Below are 6,438 nucleotides of genomic sequence, written 5' to 3'. Positions count from 1 at the left end.
GGACGGGCCGCGCGGAGCCGCAGGACCCCGGGACGATCGAGAGTGTCATGGCGCCCACGGTTCCGGCGGCCCGTCATGAGCTCGTCCGCGTCATGTCCGGATCTTGTGACATAACGCGGTGCAAGATCGTTCGTGGCCGATAATGGCCGGGTGGCGAGCATTCTGTTCATCGAGGACGACCCCTCCGCACGGACCGCCCTGGAGCTGGCGCTGACCCGGCAGGGGCACGGCGTGACGTCCCGCGCCACCGGTGAGGAGGGACTGGAGGCGCTGCGGTCCCGGCCCCCCGAGATCGCGCTCCTCGACGTGATGCTGCCCGGCATCGACGGGATCGAGGTGTGCCGCCGCATCCGCCGCGACGACGTCCGCGGCGGCGGGTCCCTGCCGGTGATCCTGCTGACCGCCCGCGGCGACGACCTCGACATCGTCCTCGGGCTGGAGGCGGGCGCCGACGACTACGTGGTCAAGCCCGTCGAGCCCCGCGTCCTGGACGCGCGCATCCGCGCCGTGCTGCGCCGCGCCGAGCACACCCGCGCCGACCGGTCCGTGTACGGCGACCTCATCGTCGACCGGTCCTCGCTCAAGGTCACCAAGGCCGGGAAGGACGTGCGCCTCACCCCGACCGAGTTGCGCCTGCTGCTGGAGCTGACCCGCAGGCCCCGCCAGGCCCGCACCCGCCGGCACCTGCTCGCGGAGGTCTGGGAGCACGACTACCCCGGCGACTCCCGGCTCGTGGACGCCTGCGTCCAGCGCGTCCGGGCCAAGATCGAGGACGATCCCGCGGAGCCGCGGCTGATCGAGACCGTCCGGGGCTTCGGCTACCGGTTCGCCGCGCCGTGAGCGAGCCGGGCGGCCGGTGGTTCACCGGCCTGCGGATGCGGATGGCGGCCGCGTTCACCGCGGTCGCGCTGCTGGCCGCGGTGCTGGCGTCGGGCCTCTCCTACGTCTTGTTCAGGCGGGTGATGCTGCAGCGCTCCCAGGAGGCGGTGGTGACCGACGTGACCGGCACGCTGGCGCGGCAGGTCCCGGCGGAACTGCCGCCCGACGTCACGGGGCTGTTCGGCAAGCATCTCGCGGAGATACTGGGCTCGGTGCCCGGACGCAGGGCGGCGGCGGTGCCGGTGCCGCTGGACGGCGGCGTCAGCCTTCCGCCGCGGGGGGCGCTGGACGTGCCCGTCACCCGCGAGTTCGCCCGCCGCGCGCTGCGGAGGACGGTCTTCCAGCGGATCGTCCGCGGCGGTACGCCGTACCTGCTCGTCGGAGCCCGGGTCACCGGCTACGCGACCACGGCGGACGAGCCGTGGCGCATGACGCCGCCGATGGTGTTCGTCTCGGCGGACCTCAGCCGGGAGGCCGCGGACCTGCGCCTGTTCACCCGCACGCTGCTCATCGCCGACGCCCTGGCGGTGGCGGCCGCGGCCGGGTTCGCCCTGCTGGCCGCCCGGGGCGTCCTGCGCCCGGTGCGCCGCCTGGGCGCCGCCGCACGGGCTCTCGGCGCCGGCGACCTGGAGACGCGCGTGCAGGTGAAGGGCGACGACGAACTGGCCGACCTCGCCCGCACCTTCAACGGCACGGCCGAGGCGCTGGAGCGGATGGTGACGGATCTGCGGGCGATGGAGGCCGCGTCCCGCAGGTTCGTCGCCGACGTGTCCCACGAGTTGCGGACGCCGCTCACGTCCATGCTCGCCATGAGCGACGTGCTGGCGGAGGACGGGGACGACGCGGCCCGGCTCGTCGCGACCGAGACGCGGCGGCTCGGCCGCCTGGTCGAGCACCTCATCGAGGTCAGCCGGTTCGACTCCGGCGCCGCCGCGCTCGTCCTCGACGAGGTGAACGTGGCCGACGCCGCCGGCGGCACGCTGGACGCGCGGGGCTGGACGGACCGCGTGACGGTCGACGGCCCCGCCGGCCTGACCGCCCGGCTGGACCCGCGGCGGCTCGACGTCGTCCTCGCCAACCTGGTCGGCAACGCCCTGGAGCACGGGCGACCACCGGTCTCGGTGCGGTTCGGGCCCGCGGAACGGGCCGGTGCCGCCGGGGTGGAGATCGTGGTCGCCGACGAGGGCCCCGGCCTGCCCGGCGACCTGCTCCCCGTGGTGTTCGACCGGTTCGTCAAGGCTGAGGCGGCGCGCTCGCGCAGCGACGGCAGCGGCCTCGGCCTGTCGATCGCCAGGGAGAACGCCGCGCTGCACGGCGGGACCCTGGAGGCCGCCAACGGACCGGGCGGCGGCGCGGTGTTCACGCTGTGGCTGCCGCGAGGGGAAGGGGCCGGCCCCTCATGAGCCTCCGGCACCGAACGGCGCGCCCGGCCGTGTCCGCGCTGCTGGCCGTGCTGCTGGCCGTGCCGGCCACGGCCGGCTGCGGCGTCCGGCCGACCGGGATCGTCGAAGCGGGGGACCCGCCGCGCGCCGACGGGAGCACCTCCACCATCACGGTCTACCTGCTCGACAGGGACGGGCTGCGGCCGGTCCTGCGCCCCGGCCTGTCCGGCCGTCCGCTGTACGCGCCGCCGGACTCGCTGGCCGTCGAGCAGCTGGCCGTGCGGCCGACGGCGCCGGAACGCGCCGAAGGACTGCGCACGGCGGTCCGCCGCCCGCTGAAGGCGCGGTTCATCGCGAGCGAGTCCTGGCCGTACCGCGACGGCCTGAACCTGGTCGTCGACCTGTCGCCCGAGGTTCCGCGCCGGCGGGTGCGCTGGTCGCGGGAGGCACTGGCCCAGATCGCGTGCACCGGCGAGGCCATCCCCGGCGTGGCGCAGGTCAAGCTGTGGAGCGCCCCGGATCCGGACGAGTTCGGATGGGGCCTGGTGACGTGCGATCAGTTCCGGGACATGCTCCGCTGACCCGGGTCAGCCGCGGGTGAGCCATTGGGCGGTGACGTCGCCGAGGACGGAGCGGATGGCGAGGACGGCGATGCCGAGGGTGAGGACGGGCATGATCACAAAGCGCTCGACCTTGCCGTCGGTCTTCGGGACGACCGGGATGACGGTCCGCCAGGGGAGCGGCCACAGCACGGGGCATCCGCGTGGTGTCAGGCAGTCGCCGGCCACGTGCGCGAGGCAGCCGAGCGCGACCGCGAAGCCCACGAAGCTCATATCGATCTTGTGCATGAGCCAGACGGCGATGAGGGCGAGCGCGCAGTCGGCCAGGGCCGACTGCGGCTCCTTGCCCTCGAAGTCGAGGCCGATCCCGCGCAGCCCCAAGCCGACGATCATGAAGAGGCAGGCCCACCAGGCGTAGACGTGGTGGGTGGCGAGGAAGTCCATCGCGAAGCCCATCGCGACGGCGAACAGGATCGAGTGGGTCGCCTGCCGGTGCCCGCCCGACAGCTTCCCGACCCACTTGCACATGTAGTTGGTGATGGGCCCGAACGTGTTGGCGATCCGCCCGTTGTGGTGGTCGATGTCGGGCAGGATCGCCGCGCCCGCGCACACCACGGCGCCCGCCGCGACCTGCTCCGGCGACAGGGACACCGCGAACTCGCCGAGCAGCCGCTCCTGCGCGATCACCGGGACCGCGGCCAGCCATGCCAGCGCGCCGCTCAGGGCGTGCGTCTTGCCCATCATGTGCCGTTACCCCCGCCTTCCCGCGCTCCCGCAGCCCGGAGTCAGCGGGACTCTAATCCGCTACTGATCGTTTTCAGTGGCGGCGCGCCGAACCGGGTGCTACGTCCGTTCAGATGCGGGAGAGGGCGCCCCGGTTCCCTTGCGGGCGCGGGGCTGGGCGGGTAGGCGGGCGGGCTAACGGGACGGGACGAATCGCCAGGCGCCGGACTCCTCGCCCGGCTCGTACGGGGAGTCGAGGCGCTTGGCGACGACGCCGGGCAGCCCCTGCTCGCCCGCGGCCTCGCGGACGGCGTCGCCGTCGCCGGGGAACCAGGGGGCGGTCTGCCACCGCGGGCCCGACAGCCCGAGGCCGTCGAGCGCCTCGCGCCGCTCCCGGTAAGGGGTGTCCAGCAGCGGGCGGCCGTCCAGATGCAGGACGTCGTAGACCATGTAGATCTCGCGCCCGCCGACGACGGCGAGCTCACCGTCCAGCAGGGCGGGCCGGGCGCCCAGCGCGGCGCCGAGCCGGGAGCCCAGGCCGCCGGGGCCGTCCACGTCGCGGCCCCGGTCGTCGGTGAACCGCGTCCGGCCACCCTCGACGTGGGCGGGCATGCGCCGGCCGCCCCACGCGAACTCGAAGCCCCACGCGGCCTGGTCGCGGGGCAGCCGGGCCCGCCGCTCCGGGCGCATGGGGAGCAGCGACTCCGGCAGCGGCTCGGCGTCCGGGTCCGCCGGCGGGTCCATCCGGTGGATCATCCAGTTCCGGCCGCGGGTCCGGAACAGCACGTACCGGCCGGACACCCGCGAGCCGTGGATGACGACCTTCACCTCGCGCTCGGACCACTTCTCCGTCTCGTACGTCCCGCGGTCCCAGATGATCATCTTTCCCGCGCCGTACTCGCCGCGCGGGATCTCGCCCTCGAACGTCGCGTACTCCAGCGGGTGGTCCTCGGTGTGCACCGCGAGGTGGTTGGTCTCCGGGCTCCACGGCAGGCCCTTCGGGACGGCCCACGACACGAGCACCCCGTCGCGTTCGAGCCGCAGGTCCCAGTGCAGGCTCCTCGCGTGGTGCTCCTGGACGACGAACGTGTCGTCGTCCCCGTGCGGCAGCGCCTCGTCGTCGGGCACGGGCTCCGGAGTCCGCTCCGCGTCGCGCTTCCCGCGGTACTCCGCCAGGGGGTCGGCGTCCTTCTTCCGCTTTTTCGGAGTCACGCCCGGTTCGTACCCGAGATCACCGGATGAAGACGGCGTAGTCGGCGACGTCGCCCGTGAGGGACGGCGGCAGCCCCGCGACCGCGGACAGCTCCTCGGCCGACATGAAGCCGCCCGCCTCGGCCCGCACCCGCTCGATCGTCCGCGCCAGCTCCGGCGTGATGCCGGGCAGCAGGCTCAGCGCCTCCACCGGGGCGTGGTTGACGTCGACCAGCCCGCCGTCGTTGTACTGGCGCGGCAGGTCGGGACGGCCGATCCGCAGCTCCTTGGCGAGACCGGGGTCCGCCGCGGCCAGCTCCCGCGCCTTGTCGCGCAGCAGCCGCTGCCGCTTCACGCGCTCCACGACGGCCTCGTTGTCGACCGCCGACAGCCCGTGCGGGTCGAACACGCGGCGGCGGATGATGAACGCGTGCGCGCAGCCCACCACCGCGAGGACGGACAGGAGCATGCCGACCGTGCGCTGGGTCCCCTCGTCCTCACCGGGACCGGGCAGCAGGTACAGCATCAGCGCGAAGACACCGACGTAGGCGGCCGTCGACACCATCAGGTGCAGGCTGCGCCGCCACAGCGCCGCCGCCGCGAAGGTGAACGGCGTGGCGAAGCCGAGGGTCAGGAACGGCAGGGCCGCCCACGTGACGCTCAGCGCCGCGCGCCCGGGGGGCATGCTGTCGGACGGAACCCGCGGCTCGTACGGCGCTGGGGCGTTCATCTCTAGAGAGTCTCCCGGCCGGATCTGGGGCGAATCGGACTCTAGATCAAGGGCTCTGTCACGGGAGGGTGAGGATTTCGTGGCCGTCTTCGGTCACCAGCAGCGTGTGCTCGAACTGGGCCGTGCGCCTGCGGTCCTTGGTGACGACGGTCCAGCCGTCCTTCCAGATGTCGTAGTCGTGGGTGCCGAGCGTCAGCATCGGCTCGACCGTGAACGTCATCCCCGGCTCGATGATCGTGGTGGCGGACGGGTCGTCGTAGTGCGGGACGACCAGCCCGGAGTGGAACGTCGTGCCGATCCCGTGGCCGGTGAAGTCGCGCACGACCCCGTACCCGAACCGCTTGGCGTAGGACTCGATGACCCGCCCGATCACGTTCAGCGCCCGGCCCGGCTTGACCGCGCGGATGCCCCGCATGGCCGCCTCCCGGGTGCGCTCCACCAGCAGCCGCGACTCCTCGTCGACGTCGCCGCAGAGGAACGTCGCGTCGGTGTCGCCGTGGACGCCGTCGATGAACGCGGTGATGTCGATGTTGATGATGTCGCCGTCGCGCAGGACGGTGTCGTCCGGGATGCCGTGGCAGATCACCTCGTTGATCGAGGTGCACAGCGACTTGGGGAAGCCGCGGTAGCCGAGCGTGGACGGGTAGGCGCCGTGGTCGAGCAGGAACTCGTGCCCGATGGCGTCCAGCTCGTCGGTCGTGATGCCGGGCCGGACGTTCGCTCCGACCTCCTGCAGCGCCTGCGCGGCGATCTTCCCCGCCACCCGCATCTTCTCGATGATCTCGGGTGACTTGACGTCGGGCTCACCGGTCTTCGGGCGCTTCTTCCCCACGTACTCCGGACGCGGAATGCTCGACGGAACCTTGCGCATGGGCGAAACGCGTCCGGGCCGGAGTAGCTGGGTCGTCATAGTGATGGAGTGTAGTCAGCGGGATCGCGGCAACGAATCCCGTGCCGAGCGCACGATCGAAAG

The 6,438-nt window shown here is 73.1% G+C and carries 7 protein-coding genes; 3 read left to right on the top strand and 4 right to left on the bottom strand.

Annotated elements, in window-relative coordinates:
* Positions 1-150 precede the first annotated feature (150 nt).
* The 3 genes from E1266_RS11010 to E1266_RS11000 are packed head-to-tail and all read left to right on the top strand — an operon-like array spanning position 151 to position 2,842.
* Positions 151-840: a response regulator transcription factor gene (locus E1266_RS11010; RefSeq protein ID WP_132046220.1), complete on the top strand. Its 690-nt coding sequence runs from the start codon at positions 151-153 to the stop codon at positions 838-840.
* On the top strand, positions 837-2,282 hold the full coding sequence (locus tag E1266_RS11005; protein WP_243718360.1) for a HAMP domain-containing sensor histidine kinase: 1,446 nt from the start codon (positions 837-839) through the stop codon (positions 2,280-2,282). Before E1266_RS11010 ends, E1266_RS11005 begins: the two co-directional genes overlap by 4 nt.
* Complete coding sequence (locus E1266_RS11000; protein WP_132046219.1) at positions 2,279-2,842, top strand: GerMN domain-containing protein; 564 nt, start codon at positions 2,279-2,281, stop codon at positions 2,840-2,842. The genes E1266_RS11005 and E1266_RS11000 overlap by 4 nt, the downstream gene beginning before the upstream one ends.
* A gap of 6 nt (positions 2,843-2,848) precedes the next feature.
* Here E1266_RS11000 and E1266_RS10995 read toward each other — a convergent pair whose 3' ends face one another.
* The 4 genes from E1266_RS10995 to map form a co-directional block, all read right to left on the bottom strand.
* Entirely contained in the window at positions 2,849-3,565 is a 717-nt protein-coding gene (locus tag E1266_RS10995) for a metal-dependent hydrolase (protein WP_207945562.1), read from the bottom strand.
* Positions 3,566-3,739: 174 nt separating this feature from the next.
* Positions 3,740-4,756, bottom strand: coding sequence for a DNA polymerase ligase N-terminal domain-containing protein (locus tag E1266_RS10990; protein WP_132046218.1), 1,017 nt, complete (start codon positions 4,754-4,756; stop codon positions 3,740-3,742).
* Between the two features lie 19 nt (positions 4,757-4,775).
* Positions 4,776-5,465 carry a helix-hairpin-helix domain-containing protein gene (locus E1266_RS10985; protein ID WP_132046217.1) on the bottom strand — a complete coding sequence of 230 codons (690 nt, stop codon included), beginning with the start codon at positions 5,463-5,465 and terminating at the stop codon, positions 4,776-4,778.
* A 58-nt stretch (positions 5,466-5,523) separates the two neighbouring features.
* The gene (gene map, locus E1266_RS10980; RefSeq protein WP_132046216.1) at positions 5,524-6,375 is read right to left on the bottom strand and encodes a type I methionyl aminopeptidase; all 852 of its coding nucleotides are present in this window, start codon (positions 6,373-6,375) and stop codon (positions 5,524-5,526) included.
* Positions 6,376-6,438 lie beyond the last annotated feature (63 nt).

It is taken from the genome of Actinomadura sp. 7K534 (assembly GCF_004348575.1).
Classification (GTDB): Bacteria; Actinomycetota; Actinomycetes; order Streptosporangiales; family Streptosporangiaceae; genus Spirillospora; species Spirillospora livida.
This window is presented reverse-complemented; position numbering and strand designations above follow the sequence as displayed.